Origin of the sequence: Zafaria cholistanensis, assembly GCF_008580665.1 — a bacterium.
GTDB classification, from domain to species: Bacteria; Actinomycetota; Actinomycetes; order Actinomycetales; family Micrococcaceae; genus Zafaria; species Zafaria cholistanensis.
Window position 1 is genome coordinate 49,207 of sequence record NZ_BKDJ01000010.1, and the last position, 16,683, is coordinate 65,889.

A 16,683-nucleotide genomic window follows, 5' to 3' on the forward strand; every position below is an offset into this window, starting at 1 on the left:
TGAACGTTACGTCAAGCCACTGACACTTTGGCGGAAGCGGCTGCCAACAGCCCCGACGGTGTCCCACTCCAGCTGACCACCAGTTCGTCGCGGGCACGCGTTGCAGCCACATACAGCAGCGAGCGTTCGCGCAGCAGGGCGTCCTCCCGCTCCGCTTCGGCCAACCCGGCAGTGACGTGCCCTAACGGTACTGATGCATCGTTCACGCCGAACAACAGCACTTTGAAGAACTCCATACCCTTGGCCCGGTGCATGGTCATGTACAGCGGCTTCGACCCGTCCCCTGGCTGGTCGACGCTGCGCACCTCGACCTTGCGTTCGTCCATACCAGTCTGAAGCTTTTGCAGCTGGTTCTTCGTACGGGCAATAATTCCGATGGCGTTCCCCGACACTCCCTCGGCAATCCACTGCCGGATGGTAGCCGCAGCGGTATCGAGTTCCGATGCCAGCGAGTCGTTGCCGGCTTCCTGAGGCACCGGACCGGACCGCATGGAGTGGTATCCGTTTGAGTTTTCGGCGTCCCCTTCGAGCCCTTCGATTTCCTTCCCATCCAGCAGCCGGACGGCGTAGGCGAGGTTTTGCGCCGTGGTCCGGTAGTTCAGGGTCAGGCGCCTCGAGCGGCCGATGATCGCGATCCCGTACCTTGACAGGGGAACTTTCTGGCCGTAGATCCGCTGGTGTGAGTCCTCGGCGATGAACAGATCGTTCGCTCCGGGTGCCACCACAGCGCACGCAAGAACAACCAGTGGGCTGCGCGGAGGTCCTGGGCCTCGTCGATCAGCACATGGTCGACGAGCGAACCGCGGCCCGACGCCTCACGGTGCCGCTGGGCCGCGCCTGCCACGGCTGCCAGCTCCGTGAAGGAGATGCTCTCGGCCACGCGCTCCGTCTGGCGGTATGCCTCGATGACCTTCCAAACGCCAACCCGTTTCGGCCGAGTGAGCAAGGTTCCCCGTCCCACACGCGGCACCTTGAGGTATTCCTCCTTAGATTTCACCGCGTTGGCCAGGACAACAGCTACATATTCCTGTTCCAGGAAGGTCGGGTTGGCGAGCTCCGCTTCCAGGCCGTGGTCAACGGTTCCCAGCGCTACCTTCCACTTGCCAACGGAATCCATGTCGGGGCGGAGTTGGGCATTGGCATGGGCGTCCCCGAGAATCTCGCGCAAAGCAGCCTGCTTTTCGGCGGCACCGGCGCCGTTGAGAACCTGAAGGGCCAGAGAATCGATGCCGCCGACGTAAATACCCGATTCGCCTGGCTTGGCGGCGATGGCCAGTCCCGGATCGAGCCGACTCAGGCTCTGCACCAGGGACAACGCAAGGGTTCGGGTGAAGGTGGTGACAAGGACCCGTGCCGCCGTGTTCCGTTCAGCCAGGACCTTGGCACGGTGCAGCACGACGACGGTCTTCCCCGTTCCGGCTCCTCCGGACAGGTGAAACGGACCATTCCAGGAACCGTCCGCATAGCGATGCTGTTCGGGATGCAGGAAGGTGCGCCAGGCGTCCGCGTCGCCGCCCTCGATCACCTCGCGCAGCGCGTCCGCGGTATCCCCGATGTAGGCAAACTGCAAGCGGGCAGCCGGCTTGGCGAACCCTTCGGCGATCTTCTGGTCTTCGGTCTTCTCTTCAGGGGTGGTTCCGGAGATGGCCGGGCTGCCCTCGGTTTCAGGCTGGCGCCTGGTCAGCCTCAGTTCATCCATGCTCTCCTCCAGCGACTTGCCAGCGGCGAGATTCAGAAGCACCAGCCCTTGCCAGTCGGGGGCCTGGTCGGTGACCTTGTGGAAGGCGGCCTCGGTTGCTGCGGCGAGGGCCTTTTTCGCGATGCCGGGTTTGATGCCAGCCTCCTCCACGAGGTAGGCCGCATCGTAACCACAGCAAATCAGCCCATTGGCCCCCCTTTGGCCCAAAGAGCGGAGGTCGCCGGATTGTTCGTCGGCGCTGCCGGCGGCACCGGCACATCGGGCGATGTCGGCATGACCGTCACGGTCGGTGCTACCGGGGGATGGCCATCATTCACATGTTCGTCCGGCTTGGTCCCTTCGATAATCTTGGGCCCCCACCTGTGATGCCCGCATGCACACAGGGCGTACCAGTTGCCTGGCCTGCAAAGAGATTTTGAGCACTCTTGCGAAAAACAGTTCCCGCCCCTACTCTGGATTTATCGCAGAAGCGCTCAAAATATCCTGACTACTTCCAGGGGGAACCATGAACATCGGACAGCTTCACCTCGGCGCCGGCCACCAAGCCGGGCCACTCACCCTCTTTCCGGTTTGGGCCGAGGGGACGGCCACCACCGGAATCACCACCGGTGCCGCTGCCAATCTGGAGGTCTCCGAGCTCGCTTCCGGCCCGCAGGTTTCCCGCCTTACCGTCACCAACCGCGATACCCGGACTGTCCTCCTGCTTGAGGGAGAACTTCTTGAGGGCGGCCACCAGCACCGCGTCTGCGCCCGGGACACCATCCTGGCCCCCAATGAAACCCGGGATGTGGAAACCTACTGCGTCGAGAAGGGCCGGTGGAGCGGCGCCACCCGGCACAGCCGTTCTGCCCGCCGGGCGCCGTTGAGCGTGCGCACTGAACTGCACCGCCCCAACCGCGGCGCGGACACCCAGTCCCGCATTTGGGACCGGGTGGATCGCTACCAAGGCCTCAATACGCGCTCGGCCACCGGATCCCTCCTCGAGCACCTCGACGCCGGCTCCCGGCGGACCGAGCGCGAGCAGACCCCGCTGCCGGCCCCAATCGATGGCCAGCGCGGCTTCGCGATCGGCTATGGCGGGCAGGCCCTGATGCTGGAACTGTTCGGCAGCCACGAACTGTTCCTGGCACACTATCGCCCGGCGGTGGAGGCCGCGTGGCTGGATTTGCAGCTCCTGACGGGGAAACTGCCGGCTGTCGCCACGCGCGCCCAGTCGGCCCGGGATCTGGCAGTTCGCCTGATGCGCGTGGACCTGCCCCGGGACTCACACGATTTCCAGGGCACCAGCGGGCCGGTAGCCTTTCGCGGCATCACCACCCGTAATTCAGGCCCTGAAGCCATGCTTGCCCACCTCAGCGGCTGGGACGTCCGCCACCCGCTCATGGCTGGATGACCCGCGTTCCGTCCGTGACCCATTCCGTCTTCCCAGGAGCAGCCCTATGAATCTCCCCGTTCGACTCGATTCCGCCCAGCGCGACCGCGCTGCCGGCACCCTTGTAGGCCTTGCCGCGGGCGACGCCCTCGGGGCTGGCTACGAATTCGGAGACCCGCTGCCGGAGGCCGCCCCGGTCGGCATGATTGGTGGCGGCCCGTTCGGCTTCGCTCCTGCCGAATGGACGGATGACACCTCCATGGCCGTCGTCGTCGCCCGCGCCCTGCTTCCGGCGTCATGCTCCAATCCGGCACGTCCGGAGACTGAGGACGACGCCGGCGCGCTCCTTCCGGACGACGCCCGCCTTTCGGCGATGGTCGACGGCTGGCGGGACTGGGCACAGGACGCCAAGGACGTCGGGGCCCAAACCCGTGCGGTGCTGGGACGCGCCGGCCGGCTGGTGGGGACGGCCGGCCCCTCGGGCGAAGTTACGCCGGCGCAGGCGGCCCGCACCGCCGCCCGCGAACACCACGAGGCGAACGGGCGCTCCGCCGGCAATGGCTCGCTGATGCGCACCGCACCCCTGGCTGTGGCCTTCCTGCACGACGAGGCCGCCGCATGGGATGCCGCCATGCACGTCAGCGAACTGACGCACTTCGAGTCCGACGCCGGCGAGGCCTGCGCCCTGTGGACGGTTGCGATCCGCCACGCGGTGCTCACCGGCGAACTCGACGTGCGCCGGGGCCTGCCGCGCCTCGCTAAGGACCGGGCCGCGCTCTGGGCCTCCCGCATTGACGCTGCCGAGCAGTCCGCCCCGCGCGATTTCACCAACAACGGCTGGGTGGTCGAGGCCTTCCAGGGCGCATGGAGCGCGATCGCCTCCATTACCCGCGGGAAGGCGGACGCAAATGCAAGCCCCGGCGTCGAACCCGGAATCGCGGCAACCGCGCCGGACACGACCTCACTGCGCCGCGGGATCGAGGCCGCGGTCCGCGGGGGCCGGGACACAGACACCGTCGCGGCAATTGCTGGATCCCTGCTCGGTGCCGCCCATGGACACTCCGCCATCCCGTCCGGATGGCTGAACGACCTGCACGGCTGGCCTGGGCTCAAGGCCAACGATCTCGCCGAACTGGGTCTGGCACTGGCCACACGGGAAGGAATCAAGCAAGAGTCTTGACCCGCCCGCTCCGCCGTTCGCCACGGCAACTGGGTCAAATGGCTCGCATGCGAAGCGGCTGTTCCCGGCGCCGGTATACCTGCGCCGGGCGGCCGCGCCCGGAGCCTGCACTCCGCAAGTCACTGCGCATCGCTGGATCGCCTTGGAGGCTAAGCAGGCTCTCCGACCCCAGCGGGGCGACCCGCTTGTCGGTGGCTACCAGTTGCGGCTCCATCAGGCGGCGGAAAGTGTCCCGCTGCAGGCGGGAACCGGCGACGGCCTCGTGCACGGCGCGCAACTCGCTCATGGTGAACTCGCTCTCAAGCAGTCCGGCTGGATCGGGGTTGGCCGCATACTCGGCGCGCACCGCCGCCGCGGCGAAACCAATGATCTGCTCATGGTCATAGGGCAGCGGCTCGTGGAGTTCGGCGGACAGGAAGTCGTCGACGGGACGCAACTCCCGATCCCCCGGCGAGAGCACCGGTTCAAGCTCGGCGTACGGGACGACGTCGACGTGCGCCACCGAGAGCACCCAACCGCGGGAATCCCGTCCGGGTTCGTCAAAGACGTGCAACTGCCGCGGCGCCCGCCCCCGGATCCCAACCTTCTCTTGGAGGCAGTCATGGACGGCGTCGACCAGGGTCTGGTGGGGCCGGAGGAACCGGCCCGGGAGGGCGAAGCGGCCCGCTTCGTCCCCCTCGGGGCGCCGGACCAGCAGCACCTGCAGCTCACCCCGGCGCACTGTCAGCAGTGCGACGTCGACGGCGACACTGGGGCGGGGGTAGTCACCCAGGGAATCGGCAGGCTTCTTGGGAGGCATGCCTCCAATTTACGCAGTATTCAGCAAAAAGCGGAAAGGGTGATCGTGGGTACGGTATGGCGTCAGTGGGAGAGGCAGGTTCCCCCCGGCGCGGATCATCAGGATAAATAATTCCACAGTCATTTAAACCAATTTCTAACTTGTCAGGGGCGGGTTTTAGGCTTCCCACCAATCGGTGCGTCGAGCTAGAAGGAGGCACCAAAGCTCGCAGTCCACCCGCGCTTCAGGAGGTCACCGTGCAGTACCCCGTACCCGTTCCGCCGGCTCGCCGTTTCATCCCTGCGGCCGAAGAGGTTCTCGGACGCCAAGGCGTAACCGTGTTGGTTCGGCCCTGGCGCGAAAACCTCGTGTGGGCCGTGGCGCGAACCAACGGTGGAGAAACGCTGGGCACGCTCACCGGGCACATCACGGGTCAGGTCGGCGACTCACTGGGCCGTGGCCCGGCCGCCCACCCAAACCGCGGCAAGCTGCTCGACGCCGTCTGCAAGGCGGTTGTCCAAACCCGCTCCTGCCCCACAGAAGCGATCTATTCCGAGGATGAACTGCTGGGCGAGCAACTGGCGGCCGCCGGCCTCGCGGTCAACCCCGGCTACCCGCCGGCCGTTGGGCTCTCCACCGCCGAGGCTGCCATCATCCGACACCTCAACGGGCTCCAGTCGCGGTTGGAGATCGCTACCGATGCATCCGTCGGACGCCGCACCAAGTGGATGGGATTGGGCTGGATTATGGATTTTGGTCATGGCTTGCCTCCCGTGCTGGGGTCCCGCACCACCCACCGCGGAGGGGTCTTGGAGGGCGAACTGCGCGCCATCCGCCACGCTCTCGCCGCGGCACGGAGCGCGTCCCCGCTGGTCAGTATCGGCAAATGCGCCGTGACGTTGCGTTCCGACAGCAAGTTGGCACTGCGGATGATCACAGCGCCCGGTTGGGAACCGCCCGGCAGCAACGGCCACTGCCGGGTGGAGGTCGAACGCATCCAGCAGCTTTCCCTCCACGTCGACGTGGAGTTCCGCTGGGTCAAGGGCCACGCGGGCGACCATCTCAACGGACTTGCAGACCGCCTCGCAGTATTGGCCCGCCGCAAGGCGGAGGCGGACCTCACCAAAGATCAGGCCGGGCGCCTGCTGAACCACATCCATGAGGCGACCAGGGCAGCCAAGACGCGTGTCGACGTCGCACTGGCTGCCTAGGGTTCCAAGACGATACCTGCAAGACGCGTGCGTCCGCGGCGCAAGAGACCTTCCTTGCTACCCCCCGGAACGTCCACGCCGGTGGCATAAGGTGTTCCCGTGTCTGATCTGCAATCCCTTGTTCTGGACGTGCCAGCCGAAACGGCAGCCCCTGTCACGCCGGCGTCCCCTGCATCCCTCACCCTCGGCCATGTGCTCGCCGGGATGGGCGCGGACCATGACCCGGCAATCGGGCTGGAGGACATTCTCGTTATCCGCCATGCTTTCAGGCCCGGGGATGCCCATGCGTTGCGCGGGCCGGAGGATCTGACGGAGGACAGGGTCCTCGCCTACACCAGGGTGCAGGACGCCTCGTCCCGGCGCTTCCCCCTGGACCCGCCCCGGTACTGGGTGATCCTCATTGCTGACGGCCAGCGCCGGTCCCGTCTCTGGGGCACCTTCGAGAACCACGGCGAGGTGGCCGCGGAGTGCACCGGGACGCGGCGGTCCTTCGACCTGCGCCTGACAGGGTTCCTCGCGCCCCTGACTGAGCGGCTCGTGGTCGAATGGGACAACCCCCGCAGCTGGCACCGCAGGGCCAGCGCCGCCAGCGCCGCGCGCATGTCCGTGCTGGAGATCGCGGACCGGGACAAGGTTCCTTTCCCTGGGTTCGATCGCGTGCTGCTCGCCTATCACCAGCTGCGCGAGATGGTGGAGGACCCGCGCTACGCCGACTGGCGTGCCGCCCTGTCAGAAGTCCAAGGCATCTACCTCATCACCGACGCCACCAACGGCAAGCAGTACGTTGGCAAGGCCGACGGTGCCGAACGCATCCTCGGCCGGTGGACAACCTACGCGCGCGACGGCCACGGCGGTAACGTCGCCTTGCGCGAGCTTGCCTTCCACAGCGGCGTTGGGGATGCGCCGGGGACGAAGACGGATCATGCCAGGCACTTCGTGTTCAGCCTTCTTCGCGTGTTCGGTCCCAGCACCCCCTCCTCAGAGGTGGACGCGGCTGAGTCCCACTACAAGGAGGCGCTGATGACCCGCAAATTCGGCCTCAACAGGAACTGATCTATTCGCCCTGCCACTACCGAACGCCCTATTATCGGAACCGGCCAGCGAGATCCCGGTCCGGTCAAGCCCCAGGGCCACGAATCTTCAGTACATATGCAGCGCGGCCCCGTATCCCAGGGGCAGTCCGCGCCCGGCTGCCCAACTGGTGAGCACCTCGATGGTGCTCGCGGTGTCCAACTCCTGCATCCCTTCGGTTCCCGACGCCGGCGAGTTGCCGGCGTCATCCGCCGCCGAACCGTAGCCGATCCGCCAGTTGTAGGTGCCCTCCGGCCGGCAGGCCGCGGTCTCCACGTGGAAGGCGCCCGCGTCGATCAGCATGACCTGCGCATAGCGGGTAATCGGCTCCTCATCCTCCACCTGCAGCCAGTCGCCCGGTACAGCCAGCGACTTCACCAAACCGGCAAGCTGGCCCAAGCTCTGCAGCTCGCTCCAGTCGGACAGGTCTTCGTTGTACTGCGCCCGCCACCAGAGTTGGCGTTCCCCCACCGTCTGCAGCATCAGATCCAGTCGTTCATCCACGACCATCGAAGTTCCGGCCCCGCCCAAAGCCGCGGCACCAGCCACCACACCATCAACCACAACATCCCCCGATCTGTATTTGCCTACAGTTGCATGCCTTACACGTCGTACCGGTCGTGCAGGACCACCTCATGCAGCTCAATGTCCCCGTCAGGCAGCTTCCAGAAATGGACCCTGCGCGCCGAGGGCACGTTGTTTTCCACCGCCATCCGGAAACACAGGGCGCCGTCTTCCCGGGCCTGCTGCGGGTTGTTCCCGCCCAGGCCTGTCCGCAACGGATGGACTTCCCGGCCGTTGACGTACCCGGCCCGTCCGACCAGCAGGTCAACGAGCGCCTTCGCCGCCTTGGAGCGCACCTCGGCCGGCTGCGCGAAATAGGATTCGACGAACTTCGGTCCCACCCGGTAGGAAGCCAGCGGAAGATCGGCCTTCTCCGCCGGCGAAATCCGGCCCACCCACGCCGAATGCACCTCATGGCGCAGAGCTTCCTCCACGGTTCCAAACAGTTCCAGCGCGCTGCGTTCCGCAGCGGGCCTGGAACGTACCGCTTTGCGGGCCCGCTCCTGGGCATCGTTGCGCTGCTTCGTCAACTGCCGATTGGCTTTCTGCAGCCGGGTGTTCTCCTCGGTCAGTTGGCGGAGCTGGTCCAGCAGCTCCTGTTCCAGCACCGCCCAGTCCTCGCCGGGCTCCGCAACCTCCGTCCTGGCGGGATTGGGGATGCCCACGCCCGAGGTACCACCGGCCGCCCTCAGCTGCGCCTTCAGGGAATCGATTTCCAGCAGCGCCGTCCGCAGCGCCCGGCCCGGATCCACCGTTTCGGCAGGCCCTGAGGGGGCCGCGGATGTTCCGCCCCCAGTCACTGGCACCGCTGCACTTTCAACCGCCGCACTGCCGGAAGGCAAGAACCTGCCGTCGTCCTCCTCCGGCGGCAAGAGATCGCGGCCCAGCTCCAGCCACGGCAGTCCACCCTCAACGAACGCTGGGCAGGGGACGACGGGCTCGTCGTCATCCACGTCTACAAGAACCAGGCGCTTCAGGCCCTTGTTTTGGACCAGGCGCGCGGGCACCACCTGCCCGGGCGACAGCAGCGAGTCCACGTCGTCGAGGTCGTTGGAGCTGATCTCGGCCCGCCCGATCGTTAGGGATTCCCCGGGCAAGGGGGACAGTACGGCCCGGTCCGCTTCGGCGGACTCGACCAGACACAGCACCACCTGGCCCCACGTGTAAGCCTTCGCCAGCCGGGGCCGGCTGACGGAAGCGGAGATGTCCAGGACGCGCGTGTCGGGGTCCAGGAGCCCCGCGACCGGTTGCCCCTTCGCCAGCAGCCAGTCCAGTCGAGCCCCCGGCACAACGTCTGCCTGCCGGATATGGGCCCTGCTCCCGTCCTCGAGTTCCACCCAGGCGCGTTCGCCCTCACCGATGAACCCCGTCACCGTGCCGCTGCGGCGCTGCGGAACGACCGGCAGCGGGCCCGTAACGGCCGCAGGCGCTCCACCCTTGGGCATGGGCAGGCGAAGCACCAGATCGATAAGATCCTCGGTCATCCGGGGCAGGTCCCGCGGGAATCGCGGAGTGAAGTACTTGGTCGGCGTCCCGCGCTGTCCGCCGGTTTCCGCATACCGGTAGGCGCGGGCCGCGTTGCCCCAAACCTCCCAAGTCAGCGGCAGTCCGTCCGCGAAATCCTCTGTCATCTGCCCGTTCTCGATGACGACGACGTCGGCCCAGTCCCCGACTTCACCCGCAACATAGGCCGCATCGAAATGCAGCGGCTCCTCCCCCAGCTTCCGGGAGACCACCACCAGGTGGCGTTCCCTCCCGGACAGCACCAGCTCCGCCAGTTCCCCACCGCTGCGCTCCCACACCGTCACACCCATGTCGTCCCCCTCTCGCAGGCACCCCAAGTGCCCGCCTGTCCCCTTAGGCCACCAGTGTCCGTGGCCCATCTGACAGTTTGGATACGCCCCTGGACGCACAGAGACGCGACCGGGCGGGGGCAGTTCGGCCACCCCACCGGCACCGGCCCGCCAAACTGTCGGTACCGGTTGATGGACTGCAGGTGCCGGACCACACAGTTCGGCAGGGGAACCGCCGTGGGGACGGCAGAAAGCAGGGGGACCATGTCCGACCATTGGGAAATCATCTCTGACTACAAGCCGCTGGGACGGCCCATGCATCCGGCTACGAAGGCCGAGAAAAGGGAGATGCTTCAGGAGCTGCGGGTGTTTGGGAGCACCAGCCGGGAAGAGCTCTTGGACGTGCTCGTCAAGATCCTGGGACGGCCCCTCCTGTCCCTCGATTCGCTGTACTCCTCTGAGGCCCGCAGGGTGATCGAGCACTGCCAGCGCGCCAAGCGCCGCCGTGGAGCCGGCTTGAGTGTTCAACATCCTTGACCAAATGCGCACTCTTTACACATACGCAGTTTTTGCTCATACTCAATCCATGAGCAACACGTCGCACCAACGCATTGCCCGGGCCATGGCCCTGCTGGACAACCTGCCCGAATCCGCGCTGGATCAGGTGGAGGTCCTGGGCGAGGTCCGGGAACTCGTGGATGAGGCACTGAACGAGTCGATGGCCCGGGCCACCCTGGACGGAGCCTCCATCCGCGCCGTCGCACTCCGGGCGGGCCTGTCGCCAAACGCGGTGCCGCCCCGACTGGCGCGCACCGAACCGCTGCAGGCGTACTCCAATCCGGACGGCAAGGTCGTCGCTTCCTCGCTCGAAAGGGCCAGGTACGACGCCGAACTCGACCGCACGCCACCGGCTTCAACCAACCCGCCGCGCTTCCAGAAGCGCCGGCCCACCAGAGGGGGAACACCGTGAGCAAGACCCGTACCGACATCGTGATGCTGCTGGACCGTTCAGGATCGATGGCTTCCATCGCCGACGACATGGCCGGTGGATTCAACGCCTTCATCGATGAGCAGCGCCGGAGCGACCCGGACGGCACCGTCTCCCTGTACCAGTTCGATGACAAGTTCACCGAGGTCTACGTCGAAAAGCCCCTGCCCGAGGTCGGACCCCTGGTCCTGGTCCCGCGCGGAACCACCGCCCTGTTGGATTCAATTGGCCGCTCCATCGCCGAAACCCGGGCCCGCATCCAGGCCAAGCCGGCCGCGGAGCGCCCCGACACCGTGGTGTTCGGCATCATCACCGACGGGCATGAGAACGCCTCCCGGGAGGTCACCCACGCCGCCGCCAGGGCGCTGATCGAACGCCAGGAAGAGAAGGACGGCTGGACGTTCCTTTACTTGGGCGCCAACCAGGACGCCATCGAGGTCGGGGCCGGCCTGGGCATTGCCCGGGAACGCTCCATGACCTACGCCCCGGACCGCGTCGGCGACGCCATGGTGGCCATGAGCGACTCCGTCCATGCGCTGCGCACCGCCCGCGCACAGGGCATGGATATCGACGCCGCCCGCGGTGCGGCCACCTACTCCGAGGCTCACCGTGAGGCAGCCATGTCCGAGTCGCCACGACGCCGGGGCAAGGGCGGCAAGCCGGCCAATCCACGCTAGCCCTGCGGGGATAGGCGGACGGCCCAAGCCTTCAGGGTCCAGCCGAAAAGGTGGGGCGCCGGCTCAGATGCCGACGCCCCACCGAACCGTTTGCTCGGAATGCACCCCTACCGGACGCCCTGCCCGGCCAAGATCCCGTCAATCTGCCCGAGGGCCTGGCCCATGCCCTCCTCCATGCCCATCTTGAGCATCTCCTCCATTTGGTCGAGGCTTTCAAAGGTGGACACCAAGGTCATGCGGGTGCCCCCGCCGGTCTCTTCCAGGGTCACTACGCACGTGGAGGTCCCCAGGAAGCCACTCGGCTCGCCGTCCTCGCCGGCGAACCCGTCCTGGAATTCCAGCCGGTGCGGGGCCTGGACGTCGGTGATGGTCCACCAGCCGCGGGGCGTCTCCCCGTCCGGGCCGGTCATGTAGTAGCGGCAGCTGCCGCCGGGCACGAACTCGTACCGTTCGAAGGTCGCCGGATACGTCGGCGGCCCCCACCAGCGCTCCAGCTGGCGCGGGTCCTCCCACACCTGCCACACGCGCTCCACGGTCGCGTCGAACTCGGTCACGAACGTGAGCGTCAGGTTCTCCAGGTCCTTGTTGCTGCTGACAACGGTCATGGCGCTTCCCCTTCTTCTATGGTCCCGAGAGGATCTCTCCAATACGATCGGCCCGGCCGCGCCAGACGTCCTCATAGGCGTCCAGCAGCCGCGCCGCCCTGCGGAGCGCCTCCGGGTTGGGATGCACCACCTGCTCCCGCCCGCGCCGCTCCTTGATCACCAGCGAAGCCCGCTCCAGCACCGCCACGTGTTTCTGCACCGCGGCGAAACTCATGGCATAGCGCCGTGCCAGCTCCGAAACCGACTGTTCCCGCAGCATCGCCTGTTTGATGATGTCGCGGCGGGTCGCATCGGCCAGTGCCTGGAAGATGCGGTCAACGTCGGCGTCACTCAGCTCATATACAACCATTTGGTTGTAGGTTAGCGCGGCCGGAAGGACCCCGCAAGGGGTGTGCGGGGTCCTTCCGGCCCGCACGAGCCCGGGGTCAGGCGTTAGTAACCGGCACCCCGGGACCGGTTCCGCCTGAGACGCCGCCGGCCACCCCGCCGGGCATCCCTCCAGACACCCCGCCGGGCCTGCCACCTCCCCCGAACATGCCGCCACCGGTGGGCGCGGTGCCGGTGTCCACGCCCACGGCCAGCGCCACCGCGTACCCCTTCTCCACGTTCCCGGTGAGGGTTCCGAGCTGGCTCGCGCCGCCGTCGTCCCCGAAGATGTTGTCGCTGGCCAGGGTGACGCCCGCGAGGCTGCGCACCGAGGACTCGTAGCCGGCGGTCGCGTAGACCGCGGTGCAGGCCTCCTCCGGAAGCGCGACCTGCGAGGTGGCGATCGCGTTCGCCGAATCGGCGATGGAGGCCTGGTCCGGGTAGACCTCAAAGTGGATGTGCGGCCAGCGCCCGGGATAGCAGGCCGGGAAGATGCTGGTGAAGCGCACCTTGCCGGCGGCATCGGCGATCTGCACCCCGCGCAGGTAGTTCTGGTCCTCCACGCCGGAGGAGTACAGCGAGTAGTTCCCGCCGGCGTCGCAGTGCCACACGTACACCGCGACCCCGGCGAAGGGCGCCCCGCCGTTGGCCAGGTCCGTGATGGTCAGTTCCAGCTCCATCGGGACGCCCCCGGCGGTGCCGGAGGAATCCCCGAAGCTGGAGCGGATGTCGCGGCGCACGATCCCGCTTTGCTCCAGCACGTCGGGCCCATTGGAGCCATCCCCCGGGTAGGGCCCGGCGGTCTCGTCCGGGATCTCCCCGGCCGAGGTGCCGGAGGCGCCCGCGGTGGAGGACGACGGCGTCTGTCCGGTCCCGCACGCGGCCAGGCCAAAGGCCATGGCCCCGATCCCGAAGGCCTTCAGCACGTTGCGGCGGCGCAGCAGGGTCTCGACGTCAAAGCCGAGCCCCTGGTCTTCGAGGTCCTCGTCCGGGCGGGGCAGGGGCCGGCCCTGGTAGTGGGTGCCGGGTGCGGGTGAGTCCGCGGCAGGCGTGCGGTCCGCGCCTCTTGAAGGCACGCCCCTTGAAGGCACGGGCCTTGGGGGTACGGGCCTTGGCGGTACGTCTTCTGTGGGCATGTCTAATGTGGGTACGTCTTTCGGGAACACCGTTCCTCCTGTTTGCCGGGTTGGTCCCAGCCTAGGAGGGGTCCCTATGGGATCGCTGTGGCAGGGGGCAGGCCCCGCTGTGGCAACCCGAGCCGCCATCGGGGAGCTGTTGAGGCTCCCGCCCTACCCCAGCCGCCGCTGGCGGAACATGGGGAACTGCCGGCGCACCTCGGCGATCCGTTCCAGCGAAACGTCCGCGGCGGCCACGGAGGGTTCCAGCCCCAGCTCCGTGAGCACCGCGCCCATCGGGTCCACCAGCAGGCTGTGCCCCACCGAGACCGGCGGGGCCTGGCAGGCACCGGCCACGTAGAGCCCATTCTCGATGGCCCGGGCCTGGGCCAGGGCAATCCACTGCCGGGTCTTGTGCTCGCCCGGCACCCAGGAGGAGCACGCCAGCAGCACGTCGGCCCCGGCGTCGGACAGCGCCCGGGCCAGCTCCGGGAAGCGCAGGTCGTAGCAGGTCATCAGGCCAAAGTTCACGCCGCCGAAACCGAACACCACCGGTTCCGCCGAGGGCGCGGGCTTGATGAACCGGGATTCCCCGATCCCCTGGGCGTCGAAGAGGTGGATCTTCCGGTAGCGGGCCAGCAGGGCGCCGTCGGGCCCGAACGCGGCCAGCGTGTTGTAGGCGCGCTCCGGGTCCCCGGAGGCCTCGACGACGCCGGCCACCAGCGCCACCCCGTGCCGGCGCGCGATGCCGGCCAGGGCGGTGCCCACGGGACCGTCCAGGGGCTCGGCCACCGCGGGGAAGGAGGCGTCCACCACCTTCTTCTCATAGCTGGCGTACTCCGGGAAGGCCACCAGCTGTGCGCCGTCGCGGGCGGCCTGCGCGCTGAAGCGCTCGATCGCCGCGAGGTTGGCCTGGATGTCCGTCCCCGATTCCAGCTGCCCCAGCGCAATCCTCACGGCTTAATCCTCACAGCTCAATCCCCACGGCCCCAGCCCCCTTCCGCGCCTGTCCGGACGCCTAGGCCGCAACCTTTTCGGTGGCGGCCATCTCCGGCGGCGCCGCCTTGAAGCCCCGGGTGATCGTGGCCAGCAGCAGGACGCCCGCGGCAAGCCAGCACAGTCCCAGCGTAATCGCGTGGCCGTCCAGCCGGGACAGCAGGTAGGCGCAGACAATTGCCCCGACCGCCGGCACCGCCACGTAGCTGACCGGGTTCAGCCGGTTCCCCTCCCGGCGCTGGCGCACGAAGTGGAAGACCACCGAGAGGTTGACCAGGGTGAACGCGGTGAAGGCGCCGAAGTTGATGAAGGAGGTGGAGGTGGCCACGTCCAGGAAGATCGCGATCAGGCCCACCGCCCCGGTGACCGCCAGGTTCACCACCGGAGTGCGGAACCGCGGATCCAGCCGGCCGAACACCGCCTTGGGCAGCACCGCGTCGCGGCCCATCGCATAGAGCAGCCGGGAGGCGCTGGCCTGCGCGGCCAGGCCGGAGGCGAACTGCGCCACCACCAGGCCCGCCAGGAAGATGGCGCCGAAGAGCTGTCCGCCGATCTGCAGGGCGATGGCGCTGGCCGCCGAGGCGGAGTCCTCGAACACCCCGCCCGGGTGGACCAGCTGCGTCACGTAGGAGACCGCAATGAAGATTCCGCCGCCGATCAGGGCGATCAGCATGATGGCCCGGGGCATGTTCCTGCGCGGCTCGACGGTCTCCTCGGTGAGGGTGGTGACGGCGTCGAACCCCAGGAAGGAGTAGGCGGCGATGGCCGCGCCGGCGGTGATGGTGCCGAAGCTGGAGGTGGCGTTGAAGAACGGCTCGGTGCTGGCCAGGCCGCCGGCCCCGGAGGCGGAGACGACGCTGCCGATGGACAGCGCCACGAACAATACGATCACCAGCAGCTGGAACGCCATCAGGAGGAAGTTGGCCTTGTCCGCGACCTTGATGCCCAGGATGTTCAGGGCGGTGGTGACCAGGATGAACCCCACGATCCACGCCGCGATGGGCACGCCCGGGAACTGGGCGCTGAGGTAGGAGCCGCCGATCAGCCAGATCACCATGGGCAGGAACAGGTAGTCCAGCAGGATCGCCCACCCCACCAGGAAGCCCGCGCGCGGGTCGATGGACTTGCGCACGTAGGTGTAGGCGGATCCGGCCACCGGGTAGGCCGCGGCCATGCGCCCGTAGCTGTGCGCGGTGAACAGCATCGCCACCAGGGCCACCAGGTAGGCGGACGGGGAGGCTCCCCCGGTGGCCTCGGCAATGACGCCGAAGATCCCCAGGACGATCAGCGGGGTGAGGTAGGCCAGCCCGAACAGGACCAGCGAGGGCAGCTTCAGCGTGGGTGCAAGTGTGGGTTGCGTTGTCACCGGTGGGTTCCTTAGCGGTTGGTGGACTGCGGGGTCCAGGTGGCCGGGTCGATCCGGCCTTGGTAGATGGGCAGTTCGATGGCGGGCTCGCCGGCGTGGAACTGGGACCACGGGCGGTTGACGTTTTCGGTTCCGTGCGTGCGGACGCGTTCGACGGCGCCGAGGTCCAGGTCAGCGGCCAGCCGCGCCGGGGCGTCGTCCCCGGCCTCGGCAAGGGTGTTGCCTTCCGGATCGACGATCAGGCTGCGGCCCTGCCCGGTGGGGCCGGCGCAGTTCACGCTGACCATGAACACCTGGTTCACGATCGCGTTCGCCCGGGCCAGCACCAGTTCCTGCCGCCGGTCCGGGGTGGTGGTCTTGACCACGTTGAGGATCACCTCCGCACCCATCCAGGCCAGCTGGCGGGTCACCTCGGGGAACCAGGCGTCATAGCAGATGTTCAGGCCCACCCGGCCGATCCCGTCCAGGTCCACGGTGGTGAAGCGGCTGCCGGGATCGTAGGGCTCGTGCGGGCGCCAGGGGAAGATCTTGCGGTAGTGGCCGGCGAGCTCCCCCTCGGGAGAGAACACCAGCGCGGTGTTGAACAGCTGGCCCTGCGGTCCGCGCTCGCAGACGCTGCCCGGGACCAGCCAGACGCCCAGTTCCGCGGCCAGCTCCCGCAGCCGGCTGACCCGCGGGCCGTCCAAGGGTTCGGCCGATTCCTGCAGCGCCTCGGTCCGCTGGAGGTCCGGACTGCCGTCGCCGAACAGGTGCAGTTCCGGGAAGACCACCAGCCGGGCTTCGGGGTGGTGCTCGACGGCGGCGCGGACCTCGGCGGCGAAGGCGGAGATCGGTTCGCCGATCAGGCGCGGCGGCGCCTGGACGGCGACAAGGGGAAGGGTGCGTGGCACGGGCTCTCTCCA

At 67.8% G+C, this 16,683-nt stretch carries 18 protein-coding genes; 7 read left to right on the forward strand and 11 right to left on the reverse strand.

Features of this window, described 5'->3' with window-relative positions:
- Positions 1-11: 11 nt before the first annotated feature.
- Together NCCP_RS10370 and NCCP_RS10375 are read right to left on the reverse strand one after the other, a co-directional pair.
- The gene (locus NCCP_RS10370; protein ID WP_149957173.1) at positions 12-722 is read right to left on the reverse strand and encodes a 3'-5' exonuclease; all 711 of its coding nucleotides are present in this window, start codon (positions 720-722) and stop codon (positions 12-14) included.
- Complete coding sequence (locus NCCP_RS10375; protein ID WP_149957175.1) at positions 605-1,849, reverse strand: UvrD-helicase domain-containing protein; 1,245 nt, start codon at positions 1,847-1,849, stop codon at positions 605-607. The genes NCCP_RS10370 and NCCP_RS10375 overlap by 118 nt, the downstream gene beginning before the upstream one ends.
- A gap of 355 nt (positions 1,850-2,204) precedes the next feature.
- On the opposite strand from NCCP_RS10375, the gene NCCP_RS10380 reads away from it, so the two are divergent.
- Both NCCP_RS10380 and NCCP_RS10385 read left to right on the forward strand, forming a co-directional pair.
- Positions 2,205-3,092 carry an ARPP-1 family domain-containing protein gene (locus NCCP_RS10380; protein WP_149957176.1) on the forward strand — a complete coding sequence of 296 codons (888 nt, stop codon included), beginning with the start codon at positions 2,205-2,207 and terminating at the stop codon, positions 3,090-3,092.
- 46 nt (positions 3,093-3,138) lie between these two features.
- A complete protein-coding gene (locus NCCP_RS10385) occupies positions 3,139-4,251 on the forward strand; it encodes an ADP-ribosylglycohydrolase family protein (RefSeq protein ID WP_149957177.1) in 1,113 nt (370 codons plus the stop codon).
- A 34-nt stretch (positions 4,252-4,285) separates the two neighbouring features.
- Here the strand turns inward: NCCP_RS10385 and NCCP_RS10390 are convergent, their stop codons facing one another.
- Positions 4,286-5,050 (reverse strand): NrtR DNA-binding winged helix domain-containing protein, encoded by a 765-nt coding sequence (locus NCCP_RS10390; protein WP_216364702.1) that lies wholly within the window; start codon positions 5,048-5,050, stop codon positions 4,286-4,288.
- Between the two features lie 317 nt (positions 5,051-5,367).
- Here NCCP_RS10390 and NCCP_RS10395 point away from each other — a divergent pair, with 317 nt between their 5' ends.
- Positions 5,368-6,240, forward strand: coding sequence for a ribonuclease HI (locus NCCP_RS10395; RefSeq protein WP_149957178.1), 873 nt, complete (start codon positions 5,368-5,370; stop codon positions 6,238-6,240).
- A gap of 99 nt (positions 6,241-6,339) precedes the next feature.
- On the forward strand, positions 6,340-7,293 hold the full coding sequence (locus NCCP_RS10400; protein ID WP_225873787.1) for a GIY-YIG nuclease family protein: 954 nt from the start codon (positions 6,340-6,342) through the stop codon (positions 7,291-7,293).
- 87 nt (positions 7,294-7,380) lie between these two features.
- Here NCCP_RS10400 and NCCP_RS10405 read toward each other — a convergent pair whose 3' ends face one another.
- A complete protein-coding gene (locus NCCP_RS10405; protein ID WP_149957179.1) occupies positions 7,381-7,815 on the reverse strand; it encodes a hypothetical protein in 435 nt (144 codons plus the stop codon).
- Between the two features lie 98 nt (positions 7,816-7,913).
- Entirely contained in the window at positions 7,914-9,689 is a 1,776-nt protein-coding gene (locus tag NCCP_RS10410; protein ID WP_149957181.1) for a hypothetical protein, read from the reverse strand.
- Positions 9,690-9,932: 243 nt separating this feature from the next.
- Here NCCP_RS10410 and NCCP_RS10415 point away from each other — a divergent pair, with 243 nt between their 5' ends.
- Genes NCCP_RS10415 through NCCP_RS10425 form a run of 3 tightly spaced genes read left to right on the forward strand, consistent with a single transcriptional unit; the run spans position 9,933 to position 11,333 of the window.
- Entirely contained in the window at positions 9,933-10,205 is a 273-nt protein-coding gene (locus NCCP_RS10415; RefSeq protein ID WP_149957182.1) for a hypothetical protein, read from the forward strand.
- 49 nt (positions 10,206-10,254) lie between these two features.
- The gene (locus tag NCCP_RS10420; protein WP_149957184.1) at positions 10,255-10,638 is read left to right on the forward strand and encodes a hypothetical protein; all 384 of its coding nucleotides are present in this window, start codon (positions 10,255-10,257) and stop codon (positions 10,636-10,638) included.
- Positions 10,635-11,333, forward strand: a complete 699-nt coding sequence (locus NCCP_RS10425) for a vWA domain-containing protein (RefSeq protein WP_216364703.1) — start codon at positions 10,635-10,637, stop codon at positions 11,331-11,333. Before NCCP_RS10420 ends, NCCP_RS10425 begins: the two co-directional genes overlap by 4 nt.
- Before the next feature lie 107 nt (positions 11,334-11,440).
- Here the strand turns inward: NCCP_RS10425 and NCCP_RS10430 are convergent, their stop codons facing one another.
- The 6 genes from NCCP_RS10430 to NCCP_RS10455 form a co-directional block, all read right to left on the reverse strand.
- Positions 11,441-11,938 (reverse strand): SRPBCC family protein, encoded by a 498-nt coding sequence (locus NCCP_RS10430; protein WP_149957186.1) that lies wholly within the window; start codon positions 11,936-11,938, stop codon positions 11,441-11,443.
- Positions 11,939-11,954: 16 nt separating this feature from the next.
- Entirely contained in the window at positions 11,955-12,287 is a 333-nt protein-coding gene (locus NCCP_RS10435) for an ArsR/SmtB family transcription factor (RefSeq protein WP_149957187.1), read from the reverse strand.
- Positions 12,288-12,363: 76 nt separating this feature from the next.
- Complete coding sequence (locus tag NCCP_RS10440) at positions 12,364-13,380, reverse strand: intradiol ring-cleavage dioxygenase (RefSeq protein WP_225873788.1); 1,017 nt, start codon at positions 13,378-13,380, stop codon at positions 12,364-12,366.
- Between the two features lie 213 nt (positions 13,381-13,593).
- Positions 13,594-14,376: a carbon-nitrogen hydrolase family protein gene (locus tag NCCP_RS10445; RefSeq protein WP_149957190.1), complete on the reverse strand. Its 783-nt coding sequence runs from the start codon at positions 14,374-14,376 to the stop codon at positions 13,594-13,596.
- A 61-nt stretch (positions 14,377-14,437) separates the two neighbouring features.
- Entirely contained in the window at positions 14,438-15,781 is a 1,344-nt protein-coding gene (locus NCCP_RS10450; protein WP_149957192.1) for an APC family permease, read from the reverse strand.
- 11 nt (positions 15,782-15,792) lie between these two features.
- Entirely contained in the window at positions 15,793-16,671 is an 879-nt protein-coding gene (locus tag NCCP_RS10455) for a carbon-nitrogen hydrolase family protein (protein WP_149957194.1), read from the reverse strand.
- Between the last annotated feature and the right edge of the window lie 12 nt (positions 16,672-16,683).

What these genes read in the sequence shown, in the direction of transcription:
- NCCP_RS10380 (WP_149957176.1), top strand. Translation starts at nt 2,205, where the DNA reads ATGAACATCGGACAGCTTCACCTCGGCGCCGGCCACCAAGCCGGGCCA.
- NCCP_RS10385 (WP_149957177.1), top strand. Translation starts at nt 3,139, where the DNA reads ATGAATCTCCCCGTTCGACTCGATTCCGCCCAGCGCGACCGCGCTGCC.
- NCCP_RS10390 (WP_216364702.1), bottom strand. Translation starts at nt 5,050, where the DNA reads ATGCCTCCCAAGAAGCCTGCCGATTCCCTGGGTGACTACCCCCGCCCC.
- NCCP_RS10410 (WP_149957181.1), bottom strand. Translation starts at nt 9,689, where the DNA reads ATGGGTGTGACGGTGTGGGAGCGCAGCGGTGGGGAACTGGCGGAGCTG.
- NCCP_RS10415 (WP_149957182.1), top strand. Translation starts at nt 9,933, where the DNA reads ATGTCCGACCATTGGGAAATCATCTCTGACTACAAGCCGCTGGGACGG.
- NCCP_RS10420 (WP_149957184.1), top strand. Translation starts at nt 10,255, where the DNA reads ATGAGCAACACGTCGCACCAACGCATTGCCCGGGCCATGGCCCTGCTG.
- NCCP_RS10430 (WP_149957186.1), bottom strand. Translation starts at nt 11,938, where the DNA reads ATGACCGTTGTCAGCAGCAACAAGGACCTGGAGAACCTGACGCTCACG.
- NCCP_RS10435 (WP_149957187.1), bottom strand. Translation starts at nt 12,287, where the DNA reads ATGGTTGTATATGAGCTGAGTGACGCCGACGTTGACCGCATCTTCCAG.